17 protein-coding genes are annotated in these 16,324 nt (G+C 69.0%); 5 read left to right on the top strand and 12 right to left on the bottom strand.

What is annotated here, in order from left to right; all coding sequences use genetic code 11:
• Nucleotides 1-33 precede the first annotated feature (33 nt).
• A complete protein-coding gene (locus ABGA98_RS39090; RefSeq protein ID WP_347623506.1) occupies nucleotides 34-795 on the bottom strand; it encodes an ABC transporter permease in 762 nt (253 codons plus the stop codon).
• 10 nt (nucleotides 796-805) lie between these two features.
• The gene (locus ABGA98_RS39085; RefSeq protein WP_347623505.1) at nucleotides 806-1,570 is read right to left on the bottom strand and encodes an ATP-binding cassette domain-containing protein; all 765 of its coding nucleotides are present in this window, start codon (nucleotides 1,568-1,570) and stop codon (nucleotides 806-808) included.
• A gap of 158 nt (nucleotides 1,571-1,728) precedes the next feature.
• Between ABGA98_RS39085 and ABGA98_RS39080 the strand changes: the two genes are divergently transcribed.
• Nucleotides 1,729-1,899 carry a hypothetical protein gene (locus ABGA98_RS39080; protein WP_347623504.1) on the top strand — a complete coding sequence of 57 codons (171 nt, stop codon included), beginning with the start codon at nucleotides 1,729-1,731 and terminating at the stop codon, nucleotides 1,897-1,899.
• A gap of 314 nt (nucleotides 1,900-2,213) precedes the next feature.
• On the opposite strand, the gene ABGA98_RS39075 is transcribed toward ABGA98_RS39080, so the two are convergent.
• Nucleotides 2,214-2,612: a VOC family protein gene (locus ABGA98_RS39075; protein WP_347623503.1), complete on the bottom strand. Its 399-nt coding sequence runs from the start codon at nucleotides 2,610-2,612 to the stop codon at nucleotides 2,214-2,216.
• A gap of 212 nt (nucleotides 2,613-2,824) precedes the next feature.
• Entirely contained in the window at nucleotides 2,825-3,283 is a 459-nt protein-coding gene (locus tag ABGA98_RS39070; protein WP_347623502.1) for an N-acetyltransferase, read from the bottom strand.
• A gap of 82 nt (nucleotides 3,284-3,365) precedes the next feature.
• Between ABGA98_RS39070 and ABGA98_RS39065 the strand changes: the two genes are divergently transcribed.
• Complete coding sequence (locus tag ABGA98_RS39065; protein ID WP_347623501.1) at nucleotides 3,366-3,584, top strand: hypothetical protein; 219 nt, start codon at nucleotides 3,366-3,368, stop codon at nucleotides 3,582-3,584.
• A gap of 49 nt (nucleotides 3,585-3,633) precedes the next feature.
• Here ABGA98_RS39065 and ABGA98_RS39060 read toward each other — a convergent pair whose 3' ends face one another.
• The 5 genes from ABGA98_RS39060 to ABGA98_RS39040 all read right to left on the bottom strand — a co-directional run bounded on the left by ABGA98_RS39060 (nucleotide 3,634) and on the right by ABGA98_RS39040 (nucleotide 8,952).
• Nucleotides 3,634-4,407 (bottom strand): ZIP family zinc transporter, encoded by a 774-nt coding sequence (locus tag ABGA98_RS39060; protein WP_347623500.1) that lies wholly within the window; start codon nucleotides 4,405-4,407, stop codon nucleotides 3,634-3,636.
• A 242-nt stretch (nucleotides 4,408-4,649) separates the two neighbouring features.
• Complete coding sequence (locus ABGA98_RS39055; RefSeq protein WP_347623499.1) at nucleotides 4,650-6,035, bottom strand: cytochrome b N-terminal domain-containing protein; 1,386 nt, start codon at nucleotides 6,033-6,035, stop codon at nucleotides 4,650-4,652.
• Nucleotides 6,036-6,287: 252 nt separating this feature from the next.
• Entirely contained in the window at nucleotides 6,288-6,914 is a 627-nt protein-coding gene (gene prfH / locus ABGA98_RS39050) for a peptide chain release factor H (protein WP_347623498.1), read from the bottom strand.
• Nucleotides 6,911-8,080: an RNA ligase RtcB family protein gene (locus ABGA98_RS39045; RefSeq protein WP_347623497.1), complete on the bottom strand. Its 1,170-nt coding sequence runs from the start codon at nucleotides 8,078-8,080 to the stop codon at nucleotides 6,911-6,913. The genes prfH and ABGA98_RS39045 overlap by 4 nt, the downstream gene beginning before the upstream one ends.
• Nucleotides 8,081-8,454: 374 nt before the next feature.
• Nucleotides 8,455-8,952 (bottom strand): Lrp/AsnC family transcriptional regulator, encoded by a 498-nt coding sequence (locus ABGA98_RS39040; protein WP_347623496.1) that lies wholly within the window; start codon nucleotides 8,950-8,952, stop codon nucleotides 8,455-8,457.
• Nucleotides 8,953-9,050: 98 nt separating this feature from the next.
• On the opposite strand from ABGA98_RS39040, the gene ABGA98_RS39035 reads away from it, so the two are divergent.
• Nucleotides 9,051-10,271: an aminotransferase class I/II-fold pyridoxal phosphate-dependent enzyme gene (locus tag ABGA98_RS39035; RefSeq protein ID WP_347623495.1), complete on the top strand. Its 1,221-nt coding sequence runs from the start codon at nucleotides 9,051-9,053 to the stop codon at nucleotides 10,269-10,271.
• Nucleotides 10,272-10,318: 47 nt separating this feature from the next.
• On the opposite strand, the gene ABGA98_RS39030 is transcribed toward ABGA98_RS39035, so the two are convergent.
• Nucleotides 10,319-10,549: a hypothetical protein gene (locus ABGA98_RS39030; protein WP_347623494.1), complete on the bottom strand. Its 231-nt coding sequence runs from the start codon at nucleotides 10,547-10,549 to the stop codon at nucleotides 10,319-10,321.
• Between the two features lie 1,179 nt (nucleotides 10,550-11,728).
• Here ABGA98_RS39030 and ABGA98_RS39025 point away from each other — a divergent pair.
• Complete coding sequence (locus ABGA98_RS39025; protein ID WP_347623493.1) at nucleotides 11,729-12,808, top strand: hypothetical protein; 1,080 nt, start codon at nucleotides 11,729-11,731, stop codon at nucleotides 12,806-12,808.
• A 126-nt stretch (nucleotides 12,809-12,934) separates the two neighbouring features.
• On the top strand, nucleotides 12,935-13,123 hold the full coding sequence (locus ABGA98_RS39020; RefSeq protein WP_347623492.1) for a hypothetical protein: 189 nt from the start codon (nucleotides 12,935-12,937) through the stop codon (nucleotides 13,121-13,123).
• 85 nt (nucleotides 13,124-13,208) lie between these two features.
• On the opposite strand, the gene ABGA98_RS39015 is transcribed toward ABGA98_RS39020, so the two are convergent.
• Nucleotides 13,209-13,511, bottom strand: coding sequence for a dienelactone hydrolase family protein (locus ABGA98_RS39015; RefSeq protein ID WP_347623491.1), 303 nt, complete (start codon nucleotides 13,509-13,511; stop codon nucleotides 13,209-13,211).
• 501 nt (nucleotides 13,512-14,012) lie between these two features.
• Nucleotides 14,013-15,419 carry an OmpA family protein gene (locus tag ABGA98_RS39010; RefSeq protein ID WP_347623490.1) on the bottom strand — a complete coding sequence of 469 codons (1,407 nt, stop codon included), beginning with the start codon at nucleotides 15,417-15,419 and terminating at the stop codon, nucleotides 14,013-14,015.
• Between the last annotated feature and the right edge of the window lie 905 nt (nucleotides 15,420-16,324).

Here is a 16,324-nt window from a genome sequence, read left to right as displayed (position 1 = left end):
ACGCTTCGTCCTGGCAGGCATCCACGCCGTTCCCTAGGAGATCTTGCGGCGGTAGGTGTTCATGGCGAAGACGTACGCGACGAGGAGGATGCCGAAGCACCAGGCCAGGGCGATCCAGACGTCGTTGCCGACGGGCTGCTCGGCGAACAGGGCGCGGATGGCGTTGACGATCGAGGTCACCGGCTGGTTCTCGGCGAAGACGCGCACCACGGTGGGCATGGTGTCGGTGGGTACGAACGCCGAGCTGAGGAACGGCAGGAAGATCAGCGGGTAGGAGAACGCGCTCGCGCCCTCCATGGTCTTGGCCGACAGGCCGGGGATGACGGCGATCCAGGTCAGCGCCAGGGTGAACAGGACCAGGATGCCCGCCACCGACAGCCACGCGAGCACCCCCGCCCCGGAGCGGAAGCCCATGAGCAGGGCGACGAGCATCACGACCACGAGGGAGACCAGGTTGGCGACCAGTGAGGTCAGCACGTGTGCCCACAACACCGACGACCGCGCGGTCGGCATGGACTGGAAGCGTTCGAAGATGCCGCCCTTCATGTCCATGAACAGCCGGTAGGCGGTGTAGGCGATGCCGGAGGCGACCGTGATGAGCAGGATGCCGGGCAGCATGTAGTTCACATACGAGTCCGACCCTGTTCTGATCGCGCCGCCGAACACGTAGACGAACATCAGCATCATGGCGATCGGCATGATCGCGGTCGTGATGATGGTGTCGGGGCTGCGGGTGATGTGGCGCAGGGAACGTCCCAGCAGGACGGAGGTGTCGCCGAAGAAATGTTTGCTCATCGTGGTTTCCTTAGGCCTTCGTGCCGACGAGGGTGAGGAAGACGTCCTCCAGGGTCGGCTGCTTCTCGACGTATTCGACCTTGGCGGGCGGGAGCAGCTGCTTGAGCTCGGCCAGGGTGCCGTTGACGATGATCCGGCCCTCGTGCAGGATCGCGATCCGGTCGGCGAGTTGTTCGGCCTCGTCCAGGTACTGCGTGGTGAGCAGCACCGTCGTGCCCTGGGCGGCGAGCTTCTTGACGGCCTGCCACACCTCGATTCGCGCCTGCGGGTCGAGCCCGGTCGTCGGCTCGTCGAGGAAGATGACCGGCGGGTCGCCGATGAGGCTCATCGCGATGTCCAGGCGGCGGCGCATGCCCCCGGAGTACGTCGACGCCTTCCGCCCGCCCGCCTCCGTCAGGGAGAACTGCTGGAGCAGGTCGTCGGCGATCTTGCCCGGGTTCCTCAGGTGCCGCAGCCGGGCGACCAGCACGAGGTTCTCCCGCCCGCTGAGGATCTCGTCCACGGCGGCGAACTGGCCGGTGAGGCTGATGGACTCGCGCACGTCCGCGGCCTGCTTGACGACGTCGAAGCCGTTCACGGTGGCTGTGCCGGCGTCGGGCTTGAGCAGCGTGGACAGGATCTTCACGGCCGTGGTCTTGCCGGCGCCGTTCGAGCCGAGCAGGGCGAAGATGCTGCCGCGCGCCACGGTGAAGTCCACGCCGCGCAGCACGGTGAGGTCCTTGTACGACTTCTCCAGGCCCTGCACCTGGATCGCTGGGGCTTGCTGTTTCGTCATCACTTGGTCCTGTCGTCTCTTCCGGGGTTCTCTCCGGCGGCCACGTCGGCTACTCGGTATCGCTAGCTACTGGTACAAAGTAACACCGACTACTGGTACCTAGCAACACCGACTACTTGGTGCTGGTCATGTGAGCGCGAGCGGCCTGACCGCTGTTCGTGAGCGAGTCCGCCATCGCTGAGGCGGCGGAGACCGGCTGCGCCGGCCCGCCGGAGAATTCGATCGCCGCCGACGAGGCGGAAGTGTCCGCGACCGCGGAACGAGTTGCCGATCTGTTCACGGCATCAACCATCACCGGAAGCGCTGACACCACACCGTTGCCGTGCTGACACGACCGCTGACGCGACATCTCCGCGTTCACCGACGATCCCGCCCTCGCCCGTGACCTGCTGGACGCGGCCACGCCCCTTCTGAACGGTCAGCGCGGCACCGAACACCGTACGCAAGCACCGGAAGCCGGATCGGCGGTCAGCTCCGGCGCCCGCTCGTCTGCCCGCCGCGCCTCTTCCCGGCGGCCCAGATCGCGCAGCACATCGGCCCGGGTGGCGTGCTGGAGCGGTACCCGCTCCAGCACGCCACCCGGCACCAGCCGCCCCCCGTCATCGCATCGGGCCGCACCACGGGCCCGATGCGGCCGGTGTGGTCAGCCGGCCGGGAGCGCGGCGTACAGGTCGATGCCGTTCCCGTCCGGGTCGGCCACCGTCGCGTACCGCATGCCCCAGAACGCGTCGAACGGCTCGGCGATCCCTCGGTATCCGGCCTCGGCCAGCTCGGCGTACTTGGCGTCCACCCCGGCCGGGGTCTCGAACTCGAAGCACAGCAGCGTGCGCGGCCCGCCGGTCGGCGCGCTCCAGCCGGGCAGGAACGGGGTGCGGAAGCCCTCGGTGTCCAGCATGACGTGCAGCCCGTTCGGCAGGTCGCAGCCGGCGTGCTCGGGAGAGTGCTCGTCGAGCTTGAACTCCAGGCCCAGGCGGGCGTAGAAGGCGATCGACGCGTCCATGTCGGACACCACGATGTCGATGGTGCTCAGGGTGGGATTCATGTGCGTTCCTTCGGTTCGGTCGCTGGCAGGTCCTCCAAGCGGTCGCGCTGCCGCGTGACGGCCTGGCTCTCACCTCACAGACGATCGACCAGGCTCTCGATACGACATGGGCGCCGGAGAATTCGCGTAACCGCCGCAGCGGCTCAAGGCGGGCGCGGACGGGCACCCCATGACCCGCGGGCGCCGACCACCACAAGCACGTCCGATGTGTCTCAGCGCGGGTCGTAGCCGAGCCTGTCGAAGGGCCACTGCGTGGACAACCAGGCTGTCACGGCTTCGTACAGGGGCACGTCCAGTTCGGCCCGGTCGGCCCGGACCCAGGAGGACACGTCAGCGTCGTGGTCGTCGCTGCGGGAGGGGTAGATGTAGACGCATCCGATCACCTCGTCGCCGGCCGCGTCCAGGACGGTGTAGGTGAATCCGCGACGCTGCGCGAAGTCGTCGGCGTGGCGTTTCAGGTCGGCGAGGTTCGCCTCCAGGGTCATGCCGTCCAGGGGAGGCCACTTTCCGTCCGGGAAGCCGGGGGTCGCGCGGATGTGCTCGATGCTGCTGGTCCAGGCGGCGTGGTCGGCGGCGTTGTGCTGGGGTCCCAGGGGTTCCAGGCGGAACTGCGGGGTGACCAGGTGGAGGGGAACGACGAAGTCGTCGGGGACGAAGGCACGGTCGTTCATGGGGCCGAGCCTAGAGCTCGTGTTCGTCAGGCGCCCCCGCTCCCCACAGCGCATCGACGTGCCCCGCCTTCCCGACGACGTCGTGGTGCTCATCGACGCCCTCGAGCCCGGCGAGAACCTGGTCCTCATGCGTGACGGCGCATCGGTCGCGACGATCGCCAGCACCATCGACGTGGTCCAAGGCGCCGTCGTCGATCGCGACACGCCGGACGAGAGCAACGATCAAGCACCGATCGACTACGCGGGCGTGACCGTGCAGATCGCACCGGCCGCGGAGCCGGCGGATCCAGACGACGAATGACCAGGTGCGGGCCTGCACGGACGCCCCCAACAGCCGCCCGCCCCGCGCGTCAGGTGCCGGCCTTGGACACGGCGAACGCGAGCAGGAACCCGGCCAGCGTGATGAGGCCGGTCAGCAGGTGTGAGGACTCGAACGCCTCGGGGATCATGGTGTCGGCGATCATGGTGAGGATCGCTCCGCCGGCCAGCGCGATGATGCCTGCCAGCACGGCCGCGGGCGCCTGTCCCAGGAGCGCGTACCCGGCCAGCGAGGACAGGCCGCTGACCCCGGCGATCCCGATCCACAGCCCGAACACGTACGTCCTGGATCGCCCGGCCCGGCGCATGCCGGCCGCGCTGGACAGGCCCTCGGGCACGTTGCTGATGAACACCGCCGCCACCGTCAACATGCTCACCGCGCCCCCGCCGAGCAGGCTCGCGCCGATGACCAGCGACTCCGGCACCCCGTCGAGCACCGCGCCCAGCGCGATCGCCGTCCCCGACCCCTCCTGCTGCGAAGGGTGCCGGTCACCGGAGCGCTTGCGATGCCTGGCTCCACGCCGCGCCAGCAGGACGTTGCAGACGGTGTAGAGGACCGCGCCGGACACGGCCCCCACCACCGCGGGTGCCAGCCCCGCGCGGCGGTGCGCCTCTTCGATCAGCTCGTACGACACCGCGGACATCAGCACCCCGGCGCCGAACGCCATCACCGACGCGATCAGCCGTTGCGGCATGCGGACCGTGTACCCGGCCAGCGCTCCCAGCACGAGCGCGAACCCGGCCAGCAGCCCCCACCCGCCCGCCTGCAACCACTCCGGCATGATCAGCGCTTGCCCTCCCGCCACCCCCTCCAAACGGGCGCCTCTCCTCGTTGCGCCGGCGCCACCGGTCCCCGCGTCGTCCTGCCACGGAAGACCTGACAGCGCGACAGCCGGTGCCTTCGACGCGGGGTGCGCCGCGATCTACAACTGGCTGGACCGGGGAGGCCTGCGCCGTCGGGGTCGACGGTGGCCACGTCATCCCGCTGCGCCGGGGTGACCGGGCCGCGTCCAGCCCGATCACCCCGGCCGCGCATGGAACCCTCTGCCTATGCTGACCGGCTCAACTCCCGGTCACGATCACGCTCTTGCCGCACCGGCGCCATCCGCTCGTGGAACCCGCCGTCCGGGGATCGGGTGATGATCCCGGTCTCCATGCCGTGCTCGGCCACGTCACGGTCCGACTTCTGGAGTGCGAGGCAGATCCACCGGGTGACGACGAAGGCGACGACGGGCCCGATGACCACGGCGTACCGGAACAAGATCGTCACGGCGTTGAGAGAGAGCTGGAACTGGTGGGCGAGCTGATCGTTGGCCGCGGCTGCCCACAGCAGGCCGTAGAACGTGATCGCGGCGGCGGCGATGGCCGTCTTCACGGGCGTGTCGCGCGACCGGTCGAGCAGGTTCCGCGCGGGTGTCTCACGGGCGATGCGGCGCGCGCTCTCAGGCCGACCCAGTGCGTCGCGGCGGCCGCGTCGCGCGAGGAGAAGGCGCTCGGCAAGCGGATACGTGGCCAGCGCGGTGAAGAAGACCCCGGGTACCACCACCGTGGGAACGAGGACTGCGAGGCTGAGCGTGTAGTCCCCGAGAGTGAGCTCCCACGCGGGCATGATCCGCAGGGCGCCGTCAAGGAACCCCATGTACCAGTCGGGCACCGAGCCCGCCGAGATCTGCGTCGGCTTGGCCGGACCGTACAGCCAGATCGGGGCGATCTGGAACCCGAACCCGAGGATGATCAGCATGCCGAACGTCGCGACCGCCATCAGCGGGCGGGCGCTTCGCCGCGCCGGCAGCGAGGCGACGAACCGCGAGTGGCCGTGCCGCCGCACCAGCAGTTCACGGGCGATCAGCAGAACGGCAATGACGGCCGAGAGCAGCAGGTGCCCGACGTACATGACCGGAATGACTGTGTCGCCGGGAAAGCCGGAGCCGAACAGCAGTGACGTCAGCCATGTGCCCACCACAGGGATGGACTGCACAACCGACATGATCAGCCACAGGCTCCCGCCTGACAGCATGTCGTCGGGCAGGACGTTGCCGGTCTCGCCCGCGAACATGCCCAGCGCCAGCAGCGCCACCCAGATCAGCCACTGCTGGATACGCGGGCGGCGGAACGCGCCTGTGAGGAACATGCGCAGCAACTGCAACACGACGGCCGCCACGAAGACGAGCGCCGACCAGTGGTGCATCTGGCGGACGAGCAGCCCGCCGCGCACCTCCAGGCTCAGGTGCATGGTCGAGTCGAACGCCCTGCTGACGAGGAGCCCGCGCAGCGGGCCGTAGGAACCGTCATAGGTCACCTGGGACATGCCGGGGTCGTAGAACAGCATGAGCATCGCCCCGGTCACCAGCAAAACGACGAACGACCAGACGGCGATTTCCGCGAACATGAACGACCAGTGGGAGAACTGGAACGAGCGGCGTATGGTCGGCAACGAACGCATCTTGGGCCCCCTAACTTGCCTACACACAAGACGCGATCGGGCCGGCAGATGTGACGTCGATAAGAGCCTTCGCGACCGTGAGTCCCGTCACTACGGAGGGCCAGAACAAGGGGCGGTCGCGCGTGACGGGTGCCAGCCACAGCCCGACGATTGCATCGATCACCCGGCCGTGGTGTCGTGCCGGTTCTTGCGGGTGTGGAGGCGCCTTCCGCGCGGCGTAGGCGTCCGGGAGCGGCACGCCGTTCAGGCATGCTTCGACGGTTCTGGGCGTTCGATGCGGGTGGGGTTGCCGCGTACGAGGTCGTCATGGATGCGCCAGCGGGCGGTGGTGGCGGCCCGCTCCGCCGCCTGGTCGCCGTGTTCGATGCGCTCCCGCAGCAGCCGCAGGGCGATGCGGCGGTTGAGGCTGAACTGCCGCTCGGTGTCGACCACGACGACGGTCCCCGTCGGCCGGTGGGTCGCCCGTACGGCCGTGCTGGCCTTGTTGCGGTGCTGGCCACCGGGGCCGCCGGTGCGGCAGGCGACGATGTCGACGTCCGCTTCGTCGAACGTCGTGCGCGGGGTGTCGACCTGGCACGGTCGGGCGATGACGTACCAGTTCTTCCGGCCGGTCCTGGGCCGGTAGGGGCTGGGGGCCTGCCAGCACAGGGTTCCGCTCCAAGAGGCGGCGAACGTCTCGGCGTCGTCACCCGCGATCCGGATGAGGGCCGATCGGTAGGTGCCGGGCCGGTCACCGGGGACGGTCTGCGCCCGATGGGTCTCCAGCTTCTGCCTGGCGGCGTCGGCTTCCAGGCGGTGCAGCAGCTGGGCCAGCGCCCAGGCGCACTCCTGCGGGCCGCGCCCGGCCGACAGGAGCAGGTGGACGCTCACGGCCGCCCCCGCTTGCGGCGCTGGTCCCGGCGGTCCCTCCGGGGCGTGGACGCGAGGTCGGGTGTCTTGTACGTGACCAAGGGGATCGTGGTGGCGATGGGCGTGGCCAGGTCATGCTCGACGAGGTCGGCGATGACCTGCTCGATGCGCTTGTAGGCCGTCGGCGCCTCCTCGAAGAGCAGCTGGCGGTCGCCGCACACCACCAGCGACCCCACAGGCGTACGGCGCAGCTCCTCGACCGTGTGCTTGGCCCGGCCCCGGCGCAGGGCGTCGGCCCGCGACATCTTGCGGCCCGCGCCGTGTGCCACGGAGTGGCCGGCGTCCGGCCCGGCGTGGCCGGCCACGAGGTAGGAAGGCGTGCCGCGCGTACCGGCGATGAGCACGTCGCGGCCGTCGCCCGGCGCCGCCCCCTTGCGGTGCAGGTAGCTCCCGTCGCGGATCTCGACCAGGTTGTGGCACTGGTCGACGATCGGCTCGGCGGGCTCGGTGCCCAGGGCGTGGGCGACCCGGGCGGCCAGCAGCCGCCGGTTGAGCGATCCCCAGCGGACGGCCTGGTCATGCTGTGCCAGGTAGGCGGCGGGATCGGGGGTGGGGCCCGCGCCGTGCACCTCGGTGTGCGCGCGCAGGATCCGCTCGCCGAGCCCTCGGGAACCGCTGTGGACGATGAGGACCAGGTCACCGGCGGCGAGCCCGAGCCGGCTCGCGTGGCCGGGCTCGAAGGCGGTCCCGATGCGCGCCAGCTCGACGAAGTGGTTGCCCCGGCCGACCGTCCCGAGGCCTTCGATGTGGCCTGCGGGGATATCGCCCTTCACCACGTCCCAGGCCGGGTCGTCGGCGTCCTGCTCGGGGTCGAGCGCGCGGTCGAGATCGGGGAACCGGGCGGCGAGCTTCTCGGGTACGGCGCGCCTGAGCTTGACGGGGAACACGGCGATGCCGCAACCGATGTCGGAGCCCACCAGGAACGGGTACAGGACGGTCGACGCCATGGCAGCGCCGATGGGGGCGCCCTTGCCGGGGTGCAGGTCCGGCATGGCGGCGACGTGGACCATGCCGTCGAGGGCGGCCACCTGGTGGCACTGCGCGACGGCATCGGACTCGATCCAGCTGGTGGGGGAGGCGAACACGGTGACGGTGGCCGGTCCGACGGCGGGGGGTTGCTGAGACAAAGACGCTCTCTTCACTGAACAGGGTGCGGGCAGGCGGCATCACGGCGCGAGCCGGCGCCGTGGCATCTCGGAGCAGGGGTGGTGTCCGTCAAAGCCTCATGAACACCACGTTCCCTGAGCCCGCCACGCGGAGCAAACGATTTTCGGCCGTACGGGCCTGCACGCCTGCACGCTCCCACTCGGCGGCGGCGCGAGGAGCAGCAGGCACAAGCGCGCGCTGCATGGTCGGGCGGATCACCGGGCGTTTCCTCGATCGGGACTGGTTCGCCTCGACTCGCGTCCTTTGCCCCATACCTCAAGAAGCCTGGGCCCCTTGAGCGGACACGAAAGACCTGGCTTCGATCGTCGTGCGCCCAGCAGGTGGGCGTCGACGTTCACAGATTCAGCACGCCGCGGCCTTCGCGTACCTCGAACACCAGTTGAGTCTCCGTCCGCTGCACCACCGGGTAGATGGTCACGTGTTCCAGGATGAGATCCCGGAGTTTCTCCGGGCTCTCAACGGCGACGTGCAGGAGGAAGTCGTCGACGCCGCCCACGTGGAGAACCGTCAGCGCCCCCGGCACCGCGACCAGCTTGTCGTACAGGTTGCGGACGTGCTCTCGGTTGTGGCTTCCCAGACGGACCTTGATGATCGCGTGGATCGGGTGGCCGAGCGCGCCGAGGTTGAGCCGGGCGTTGACGCTCGCGATGACACCCGACTGCCTCAGCGCGCGCACCCGGTACGCGCATGTGGACTCGGCGACCCCCACGCGGGCGGCGAGTGCGGCGTTGGTCATGCGGCCGTCCTCCACAAGCGCGGCGAGGATGGCCAGGTCGGTACCGTCGAGAGCTCCCGGAGCGGCTTGCGGTTTCTTCGACGACTGGTCGGGCATGAGGGCTCCTTTTGGTGAATCCTCATCGATCCTGGCGAACGGCACCGATTTCCGCAAAGTGCATTGAAATACTCTGTGGATTCGCTCATCGTTGCGGCATGATTTCGCCTCGGCTGCAGCTCGACTCCATCGCCGTCCACGCCGGCCGCGAGGACCTCGCCGAACTCGGCGTCCACGCGCTTCCCCTCGATCTGTCCTCGACCAATCCGCTGCCGGACATCGAGGCCGGGGGCCTCTCGTACGAGGCCATGGCCGGCGGGGGCACGCCGTACGCGGAGGGCGGAGCCGTCTACGGGCGGCTGTGGAACCCGACCGTGGCCCGATTCGAGTCGGCGCTGGCACGGATGGAGCACACCGAGGCTGCCGTGGCGTTCTCGTCGGGTATGGCGGCGACCACCGCGGCGATCCTCGCGACGACGCAGGAGACCGGCCACCGCCACATCGTGGCGGTCCGGCCACTTTACGGCGGGACCGATCACCTCTTGGCTTCCGGCGTACTCGGTGTCGAGGCGACGTACTGTACGGCGGAGGGCGTCGCCGCGGCCCTCCAGCCGGACACGGCGCTGATCATCCTGGAGACACCGGCCAACCCGACACTCGACCTGGTCGACATCCGCGCCGTCGCCGAGGCGGCCCACGGTGTTCCCGTTCTCGTGGACAACACGTTCGCGACCCCGATCCTGCAGAACCCCGCCGATTTCGGCGCCTCGATGGTGCTGCACAGCGCGACCAAGTATCTCGGGGGGCACGGCGACGTCATCGCCGGCGTCATCGCCTGCGACCAGAAGCAGGCAGCCGCGCTGCGCCGGGTCCGCGCCATCACGGGTGCCCTTCTCCACCCGCTTGGCGCCTACCTCCTGCACCGCGGGCTGGCCACGCTCCCGATACGGGTCCGGGCTCAGCAGGCGAACGCCCAGCGCGTCGCCGCTTGGCTGAGCACCCATCCGAGCGTCTCCCGTGTGCACTACCCCGGGATGGCGGGAGATCCGCAGGGACTTCTCCACCGGCAGATGAGGGGCACCGGGGCGATGATCTCGATCGACCTCCGCGGGGGTCTGGAGCAGGCCAGGCACCTCACATCGACGGTCCGCCTGTTCACCCACGCGGTGTCCCTTGGCGGTGTGGACTCGCTCATCCAGCATCCCGCGGCGCTGACGCACAGGCCCGTCGCCCCCGAGGCCCGCCCGCCCGCCGGCCTGGTCCGGCTTTCCATCGGGCTGGAGGACCACGAGGATCTCATGGCAGACCTCGACCAGGCCCTCGCCACGCGCCGTCCGGCTGCGGCGCATGCGGGCGCGTCACATCCGTACGCACCTTAGAACGTGACGGACGGCGCGTTCACTCCCCGTCCGTCACCGCGATCGGCTCAGCCGTCCTGCAGTGCCCGCCGCTCCGGTCGCGGGTCCGACACGGTGATCGTCGACAGGGACGGGGTGAGCTTGGCGCGGTAGCGGCGGATGCCGAGCCTGTGGTGCTCCAGCTCGGCGGCCATCAGGACGTCGGCGACGTTGACGCGGTCGGGTACCGTTTCGATGAGTGCCGCGACGAGGTGATCGTCGGCCAGAGGATGCTTGCGGACCCGGCGGAACTGCCACATGGGAGTCGGTTGCGCGGCACCGTATCCGCGGACGATCCACTCGTCGTGACCCGGTTCAGGATTGTTCGCCTCACGTTCTGCCTGGACGTTCAGCAGTCCCGTCTTGAGCTCCAGCGTGATCTTGGAGTTGCCGGTGGCGCCGGGGACGGTCCGCTCGCCCGGTTCGATCGCGCGGGCGATCGGAGACGGACCATCGCCGTCGGACGTGCGCAGCGACAGGCCGAGGGACGCCCGTACGAACTGCCCGCGGGTGTCCGGGGCCTCAGGGCGGAATGAGCAGACCAGTCTCCGCGCCTTGCCCTGGAAGTGGAAGAAGGCCTACGAATGTGGAAAGGCCATCTGGAAACACGCCGGCGACGCCATCAGCGCCTTCGAGAACTGGCTCGCTGTGAAGGACAAACTCAGGATCGCAGGACGATCGCGAGAAAACGCCCTTAAGGCTCTCGCAGCGGTATGCGGACGGAACAGCTTCGCCCCAGGGACCGAGGCCGTCATCAACGGCTGCCTCGGCGTGGTCGGACTGGCGGACCGTCACCGTGGACGTGCCCAACCCCGACCGTCGAGGCTTTCCAGGTCACCCCCTCCCAAGTGATTGATGGTGCCACCGTGGCCACCAGCCTGACCCGGCTCTACGAGCCAGCAAGGTGACGACGGGCCTCATCGCCTGCTTGCAAAAGCGGTGGTCGCGATCCTGGTTGCTTGCGTCGACCCGGGTGACGGAATGGCTCTCGAGAACGTCTTGAGGACATTGATCGTCACTCCTCGGGAAATCTCGAGCGTGAAGTCGGGCTGTGATGGTGGTCAGCGTCGGTTTCCCTCGGCGCTGACCCGGTGGTGGTGCGGTGTGGCGCCCGGTCATCCGGGGTTGTGTCGGGAGTTCTCCTTGGGCGAATCTTGCCGACCTGCTTATCCGGCCGGGCGCGCCGCCGCGCTTGGCGGACCAGCCCCGGCCCGGCGGTCTCGGTGAACTGTCGCGTCAGCTCGTCCTCAAGCAACTTCAGCATCTTCTACGGCCCGGGCGCCATGGCCAGCCGCTCGCGCTCGAACCGCGCGTCGGCCCGGCACCGGCGTACCCCCAGCAAGTTTCGCGGGCGTGTGTCCGCACCGACCGGAGGAGCGGTGCGTGTCACGTTTAGGGTGGTCCTTCGCAACGGGAGTCAGGAACGACGGGGGTTCGTAGTGCAGCGCGTCAGCCGACGGATCAGCACCATCGCCGGGGCGGGTGTTCTCACACTGCTCCTGGCCGGTTGTGGAGGCGCCGGCACCAGCGAGAGCGTCAGCGGCGAGAAGCCGAAGGCGGCGGACAAGCCGGCGTCCCCCGGTACACCGCTGACGCTCGACACCGCACCGCGACGAGTGAACTACACCGACCGCGACAAGAAGGTGTACAAGCTGACGCTCCACCCGACCCTGCTCAAGCGTGGCTCGGTGGACGACCTCGACGGGGTGCGGCTCGACGACGACATGCGCGGGATGGTGCCGCACTATCTCACCGTGTCGATCACCAACGCCGGGTCCGGTACGGTCGAGCCCGCCATGGCCGTCAGGAACTTCCGCCTGGCGCTCGCCGACGGCACCGCGGGCAACGCCGTCTCGTTCTTCAGCGGCAACCCGTTGGCCTCGCCCGGCACCGGCCCGCTGGAGACGTGCATCGGCACGAAGGCCCCGAAAACCCTGACGGCCGGCCAGGCGGCGACCGAGTGCCGGGTCGTGATGCTGCCCGAGGACGCCAAGCCCGCCACCGTCTCCTACAGCGACGAGTCCGTCACCAGGACGTGGAAGGTGGAGGGCGGCGAGATCGGCGGTGGCGTGCTGGCCGCGGGCAAGCCGGCCAAGGTGACGTGGAAGGACACGCGGGACAACGACGTGCCGCTGACCGTCACGCTGAAGAGCGTGCGCAAGGCCGGCGCCGGCGCGCTCGCCGACTACAAGCTGAACGCCAGGCAGAAGGCCGCCACCGTGTACTTCGTCACGCTCTCGTACCGCAACAACGGCACGTCCAAGCTGTACCCGGGCATGGACAGCGCGGTGTTCCTGCGTACCGAGAGCGGACAGACCCTGCGCAAGCTCACCCTCATCGCGATCGGCAGCAACGGCCCCAAGGGCTGCCCATCCTCCGCGCCCTACGGCATGGTGCAGCCCGGCAGGAGCGTCCAGCAGTGCGGCGTGTACCTCGTCGACCAGGGCGACAAGCCCGTCACCGTCACCTTCTCCTCCACCGCCGAGGGAGCCGAGCCCGTGACCTGGAAGGCCTCCTGAGGCACGGGTGCCACGCCGGCGCCCGTTCCTCGGGCTCCGGTCCGAGCGTCCTGCTGACAGATGTCATAAGACGCCGATGATCTCCGCCCCTACTCCGGCCGCGGCCCCCGCGGGAGTATTTGAGCCATGACGAACACGAAGAACTCCCCCAACTGGACTCTCGGCCTCTCCTGCGGCCTGGCCATCGGCATGGGGTTCGCCGCAGCCTTGACCGACATCCTCCTGGGCGTCTCGCTGTCCCTGTGCTTCGGCGTGGCACTGTCGTACGCGCTCGGATCCCGGCAGCCGGAGTCCCCCGCAGCCCCTCGTCCGTGAACCGGAGCGAGCCCATGGCTGCTCAGGTGACCCTGATGCGGGTCGCCGAGGACCCGGGAAAGGCGAGCGAGGCGTTCGGCGACGGTCAGGAACCCCCGAGCCGCCGGCCGGCGACGTGCCGGTCGAAGAAGGACAGGGTGCGCCGCCAGGCGTCGTCCGCCGCCGGCCGTACGAGACCGTGACGGAGCGGGAACAGCGCGAGGCTGGCGATCAGGTGGTGGCCGTCGGTCATGAACGAGTGACCGGCCTCCAGATAGATCGTGGCGTCGTGGTCGACGCCGAGCGCCCGCAGCCGCTCCCGCCGGTGCTCGCCGGGCAGCCGGATGGCCACCCATAAGATCTTCTTGTGCACGTCGATCCCGGCCACCGCCGGGTGGGCGACCTCCATTGCGCCTCCGTGCTCTGCCCCCGAGGATGGATGAGGTGCGTCGTCCGCGGAACCCGCGACAACATCGAGATGCTGTGACACGCGCTCGTAGCGGCAATCCGGGGTACCTACCGGGCAGGCTCCAGCGTCAGTCTTTAGAACGGCCTCGCAGGTCCAAGCGAGTACGACGTCAGCCGGGCGACGCACCCCAAGTTTCACTTATCCGAGGGCGCCACGAAGTGGCATGGGGTCTTTAGAAGTCAGGCAATCCAATGCCGCGTTCCTGCAGCTCAAGCGCATGATTCGACGGGATGGTGTCTCTGCTCCGGCGCGTATTCGGCATGATCTTGCGGAACCGTAATAAAGCAACGTACCGGTTGGGTCACGGACCAGCGCACGCCCGCACTCCGGCGGGTGACGTCCTGGGGTGATACCCCGGCTCGTATGGTGCGCAGCTACCGTTCGGGCATGGCGTTGGCGCTCGGCGGTTCTTGACCACTGCCGCGCAAGCCTGGCGTGGGCTCAGGAGATCGGTACGTCGGCGACGGGCTCGAACCCGGGAATCTGTACGGTGACGTGGGAAAGGTCGGCGGGTGGCTTGAACATCGCCCACAGCGTGTACTGCTCGCCCTTCTCCACCGTGTATTCGTCCAGCCCGGTGCGCAGCAGGTTGGGGCCGACAGTGACGCGGGCTTCTGCGTCACGCACGGCCCGGTATCGCTGGTCGCCGGAGGCCAGGGCGATTGCGCTGGTGCTGGACTCGGCGTAGACACCGCTGTAGTCATGGGAGGAAGTCCAGACGTTGAGCGAGGTATCGTCCTGGTTGCGTACTGTCCAGGTGAGCAGGACGTAGCCGCCTGCGTCACGCCGGAGTTCGTTGATGTCCACTTCGGCCTGCCGGGGCCAGTTGTTCTTCTCGATCGCCGGCGGGGCTCCTGCCGGTGCCGTCGCGATGACCGGCAGATCCTTGCTTGTGGTGGCGGGCTGCGGCGTGGCCGTTCGAGGGGCTCCGGAGGCGGAGGGGCCGGGATCGGCGGCGGGGCGGTCGAAGCCGACGGTGACGCGGCGGTTGAGGCGACGGCCTGCCGCGTTGTCGTTCTTGGCGATGGGACGATGGGAGCCGTAACCGCGCGCCTCGTACGCCAGGCCGTCACGGGTGACCAGATCGCGCAGTGCCGCTTCGACGCTGCGCGCGCGCTTGGCGGACAGCGGGTCGTTGATGGCGTCGCTACCGGTGTTGTCGGCATGGCCCTCGATGGTGACGGTGTCGTCGTCGGACCGGTCGATCTCGCTTGCGACCTCTTTGAGTACAGCCCGAGCGCGCGGGGTGAGTTCGGCCTTGTTCACCGCGAACAACACATCAGCTGATAGCCGCAGGGAGAGCCGTTCGCCGTCGTCGTCACGGGCTTTGGCCGTGTCGTCCACCTGGCTCACGAGGCGGAGCACCTGCGGCTCGGTCGCCCTCTCCGAGATGGGGTCGACGGGCTCGTCGTCGCCGTCCGTCACCTTCAACCGCTCGGGCGGCGCGTTCCCGATGGGGACGTCGAGGAACGGGGGAACCGGGCCGAACAGCACGTCCGCGCTCGTCACGCCGGCGGGCGGAGCGGGGAACACGGCCACGAGTTCTTTCGTGCCGTGCGCCTCGACCTTTGGCCAGCCGCGCGTACACAGGCACGAGTCGTCGCCGTACCCCAGGGGGTAGGCGCGGGTGCCGGTCACGTGGTCGAGGAGCGAGACGCCGCCGATGGAGTCGCTGTGCAACCGAGGGCTGTGCCACGGTACGGCCAGCGTCCCGCCGAACTCGTACGGCCGGTCGGTGTCATTGCGCACCCGCCAGCGCGCGACCACGCGCTGCGGGGAAACGCGGTCCAGCGCCGTCAGTTCAACCACGGCGCCCTGGCCCTGCGGCAGCGCACGCACTCCCAGCACGCCGCCCCCAGGGCGTTCTTCGGACGGGGTCGATGCGTGGCTACTTCTTCCCGGCGCGATCCCCGGCGGAGGCGGCGAGGCGGGCTCGCCGCCACGGCGTTCCCCGGCGGCGCACCCGCTGGCCGCTAAGGCGAGCACCACCGCTCCCGCCGCGCACCTCACCGCTGTGCTCATCTGGCTGCCTTTCAGACGAGGAGCGTGCAGATCCACAATGGGTAGGACGTGCGCTCCGGAAGATTGGTTCAACTCAGGTCGATACGGGAGACGAGATCTGCTGGCCCGCAGATCGTGCGGCATGCTGATGGATGGCCGTGATGGGTAGGGCGACGGTCACCAATCGATACCGGCAGGCATTGATCAGGTCAGAATCGTGCTCGCAGCGTTGCGCCGTGACCACCGCCTGGCCGACGTGGCCGGCAACAACGTATCGCCCAGCACCGTGCATTGCTGGGTGTGGGAGGTCCTCCACCTGTCGACCGCGCAGGCATCACACCTGGCCACTGGCTCCAGGACGGCATCCCGCGGCCCTGAGCTCGCCAACCGGTGAGAACGTGCCTGATCGAGCATGCCCGTGACGAGCCCGCGACCGTTGCACTTCGTCAGCCGGCTCCCCTGGATGGTCGCGCGGCAGCCGCGCGAGAGATCGTCCATCACCTACGCGGCTCCTGACGGAAAGACGTTCACGACCGAGTACGCCACACTCGCGTTCTGCAGCTAATTGGGGTCCTGGGGCATGATCGAGCGTGAAGGTGCAGGTCGGCGGCATGGGGCCTAGCGAAAATCGCGAGAACGCCTAGTAACACGACTTCCACGAAACAGCAGTCACACGCAGTGCTTCAGCTGTTACGGTCTGGTGGCATGTTCGTCAGGAGCTCCGCCCGCAGGAACAAGGACGGCACGGTGGT

The sequence above is a fragment of the Nonomuraea sp. B1E8 genome (assembly GCF_039871515.1).
Classification (GTDB): domain Bacteria; phylum Actinomycetota; class Actinomycetes; order Streptosporangiales; family Streptosporangiaceae; genus Nonomuraea.
The sequence above is the reverse complement of the archived record's forward strand: the minus strand, read 5'-3'. Positions and strand labels throughout refer to the sequence as shown.